The following is a 3,423-nucleotide window of genomic DNA, read 5'->3' as shown; positions in this document are numbered from 1 at the left end:
TGCGGCTTCGGCGCGGCGGCGGCGGCCTCGGCGCGGCCGGCATCGCTGCGGCGATCCTCGGCCGGGATCTTCATGGCGATCAGCTTCTCCACCGCCTTCAGCTTCGCCACCTCGTCCGGGGCGCAGAAGGCGATCGCCTCGCCCGAGGCGCCGGCGCGCGCGGTGCGGCCGATGCGGTGGACATAGGCCTCCGGCGTGTCCGGCAGGTCGAACTGGAAGACATGCGTCACGCCATCGACGTCGATGCCGCGGCTGGCGATGTCGGTCGCCACCAGGATCGGCGCGCGGCCGGTGCGGAACTCGGCCAGCGCCCGCTCCCGCTGGCCCTGGCTGCGGTCGCCATGGATGGCGTGGGCCGCGATGCCGTCGGCGTTCAGGTGCTTGGTCACGCGGTCGGCGCCGTGCTTGGTGCGGGCGAAGACCAGGGCGCGGCCGATGCCCGGCTGGCGCAGCATCTCGGACAGCAGCACGCGCTTCTGGCTGGCATCGATATGGATCAGCTTCTGCTCGATCCGCTCGGCGGTGGTCGCCACCGGGGTGACCGAGACCTTGGCCGGGTCCTTCAGCATCTCGGCGGCGATCTTGGCGATCTCGGCCGGCATGGTGGCGGAGAAGAACAGCGTCTGGCGGTTCTTGCTCATCACCGAGGAGAGACGCTTCACCGCCGGCCAGAAGCCGCGGTCGAGCATCTGGTCGGCCTCGTCCAGCACCAGCACCTCGACGCCCTGCAGCTTGGCGGCGCCGGTCTGCACATGGTCCTGCAGGCGGCCCGGGGTCGCCACCAGCACGTCCACGCCGCGGCGCAGCGCCTCGACCTGCGGGCGGGCGCCGACGCCACCGAAGATGACGGCCGAGCTCAGGCCGAGGAAACGCCCATAGGCGCGGATGTTGTCATGGATCTGCGAGGCCAGCTCGCGCGTCGGCGACAGGATCAGGGCGCGGCAGCCGCCGCGCGGCGCCGGCGCCTTGCGGTCGGCCAGATGGTGCAGCACCGGCAGGGCGAAGGCGGCGGTCTTGCCGGTGCCGGTCTGGGCGATGCCCAGCAGGTCGCGGCCGGCCAGCACATGCGGGATCGCCTGGGCCTGGATCGGGGTGGGGGTGGTGTAGCCCTCCTGCGTCAGAGCGCGGAGCAGGGGCTCGGCCAGGCCGAGGGCAGCGAAGTCGGTCATCAAGAACTCATCCGGATGCGGGCGCGGCACCGGGCGCACAGCCCTGGCCCCACGCCACTTGGCGGGTCAGGACGCCCCGCGTGGATGGGTCGTACCGAGGATAACGAAACCGGGGGCGTTAAGCCCGGGGCCCTGGCCAAGGCGCCGCATCGGGGCGGCGGCCGCTCACGCAACCAGGGCGCGCCGGTTTGTGCCGGCGCCGCTCATATGCGCGCGGCCGGGCCATGATGCAAGTGCGAAGGCTTGTGCCTCACCTGCGCCCGGCGCAGGCTTGCCCCCTCGCTTCCGGAGGAGTGCCGCATGAGCCTGCGCGCCGCGATCGACGCCCTGCAGCCCGAGATGACGGCCTGGCGCCACGACCTGCACGCCCATCCCGAGATGGGCTTCGAGGAGCACCGCACCAGCGACCGCGTGGCCGCGCTGCTGGAGGGCTGGGGCATCGAGGTGCATCGCGGCCTGGGCGGGACGGGCGTGGTGGGCGTGCTGCGCGGCCGGCCGGGCAACCGGGCCATCGGGCTCCGCGCCGACATGGACGCGCTGCCGATGCAGGAGGAGACGGGGCTGCCCTATGCCTCCACCGCGCCGGGGGTGATGCATGCCTGCGGCCATGACGGCCACACCACCATGCTGCTGGGCGCCGCGAAATACCTGGCGCAGACGCGCAATTTCTCCGGCACCGTGCACCTGATCTTCCAGCCGGCCGAGGAAGGGCTGGCCGGCGCCAAGGCCATGCTGGACGATGGCCTGTTCGAGCGCTTCCCCTGCGATGCCGTCTATGGGCTGCACAACGAGCCGGGCCTGCCGCTCGGCCAGGTGGCGGTGCGCGCCGGCACGGTGCTGGCGGCGGTGGATTATTTCTCGGTGACGGTGGTGGGCCGCGCCTCGCACGGGGCGCAGCCGCACAAGGGCATCGACACCATCTCGGTCACCGCCGCCATCATCGGCGCGCTGCAGCAGGTGGTGGCGCGGCAGGTGGACCCGTTGCAGACGGCGGTGATCTCGGTGGGGCGCATCCAGGGCGGCACCTCCGACATCATCATCCCGGAGCGGGTCTCTTTCAGCGGCTCGGTGCGGACGCTGGTGCCGGAGGTGCGCGACCAGGTGGAGGCCGCCTTCCGCCGCGCCGCCGAGGGCACCGCCATGGCGATGGGCGCGCGCGTGGAGATCGAGTACCGCCGCGCCTATCCGCCCACCATCAACACCCCGGCCGAGGCGGAGCGCGCCGCGCTGGCCGCCGGCGCCCTGCTGGGCGAGGGCGCGCTGCGCCGCACCGACCCGCCGATCACCGCCGGCGAGGATTTCGCTTTCCTGCTGGAGCGCTGCCCCGGCGCCTATGTGCTGTTCGGCCAGGCGCAGGAGGGGCGTTTCGCCATCTCCCCGCACAACTCCCACTATGAATTCAACGACGCTTTGCTCCCCCTGGGCGCGTCGTATCTGGCGCAGCTGGCGGAGCAGGAGCTGTCCTGACGGATGGCGGGGTCCGGGGGGACCCTGTCCCCCCGGCGGGGGTCAGGGGGCAGCGCCCCCTGAAGTTTTCCGGGAGGGCAGCAGCATCAGTGACAGCAGCGCCGCGAGACACAGCCCGCTGGTCGCCCACAGCGCCCCCGCCCCCCAGTATTCCATGAGCAGCCCGAAGCCGAGCGGCGCGCCCGCCTGCAGCAGCCGCCCTGGCGCCGCCAGGATGCCCTGCCGCTGCCCGTAGCCGACGGGGCCGAAGACGGCGAGCGGCAGGGTGCCCTTGGCGATGGTGTGCAGCCCGTTGCCGCCGCCATGCAGCAGGGCGAAGGCGATGGCGGCGGGCGCCCCCAGCAGCACCAGCAGCACGCCGCCGATGGCCTGGATCAGGCAGGCGAAGCGCGCCATCCAGAGCGGGTGCAGGGCCGGCGGCATGCTGAATTGCAGGATGCGCGCCGCCACCTGGGCCGGGCCGGTGAGCGAGGCGGCGAGCAGCGCCAGCTCCGGCGAGGCGCCGGCGGCGGCCAGCAGCGCCGCCTGGTTGTAGCGCCGGCCGAGCAGCCGCCAGCGGTGCAGCGGCACCGGCAGGATCAGCTCGGCCCGCGCCAGCAGCGGCGCGCCGGCCTGCGCCATCTGCCGCGCCAGCGGCCCGGCCAGCTCCGTCCGGTCGGCGTATTTCAGGCCGAGGATCAGGCGCTTCGCCCCCTCCCCATACCAGTAGGCGGCGCGCGCCTGGCCATAGGGCGGCGGCGCGGCCAGGCAGCGCGGGCAGAGCAGCGGGCCGCGCCGGGGGCCGTGT

Annotated in this window: 2 protein-coding genes and 1 pseudogene; 1 reads left to right on the top strand and 2 read right to left on the bottom strand. The window is 73.5% G+C overall.

Annotation, left to right across the window (positions count from 1 at the left end; translation table 11 throughout):
* A partial coding sequence (locus HMPREF0731_RS19710; RefSeq protein ID WP_007005976.1) for a DEAD/DEAH box helicase occupies positions 1-1,169 on the bottom strand: 1,169 nt, incomplete at its 3' end.
* Between the two features lie 300 nt (positions 1,170-1,469).
* On the opposite strand from HMPREF0731_RS19710, the gene HMPREF0731_RS19705 reads away from it, so the two are divergent.
* Positions 1,470-2,636 (top strand): M20 aminoacylase family protein, encoded by a 1,167-nt coding sequence (locus tag HMPREF0731_RS19705; RefSeq protein ID WP_007005975.1) that lies wholly within the window; start codon positions 1,470-1,472, stop codon positions 2,634-2,636.
* 42 nt (positions 2,637-2,678) lie between these two features.
* On the opposite strand, the pseudogene HMPREF0731_RS25990 reads toward HMPREF0731_RS19705, so the two are convergent.
* Positions 2,679-3,423, bottom strand: a pseudogene (locus HMPREF0731_RS25990) (ComF family protein); the annotation flags it as partial.

The sequence above is a fragment of the Pseudoroseomonas cervicalis ATCC 49957 genome (genome assembly GCF_000164635.1).
Lineage (GTDB): Bacteria > Pseudomonadota > Alphaproteobacteria > Acetobacterales > Acetobacteraceae > Pseudoroseomonas > Pseudoroseomonas cervicalis.
The sequence above is the reverse complement of the archived record's forward strand: the minus strand, read 5'-3'. Positions and strand labels throughout refer to the sequence as shown.

Excerpts from the sequence above, each read along its gene's own strand:
- HMPREF0731_RS19705 (WP_007005975.1), top strand. The coding sequence starts at position 1,470 with ATGAGCCTGCGCGCCGCGATCGACGCCCTGCAGCCCGAGATGACGGCC.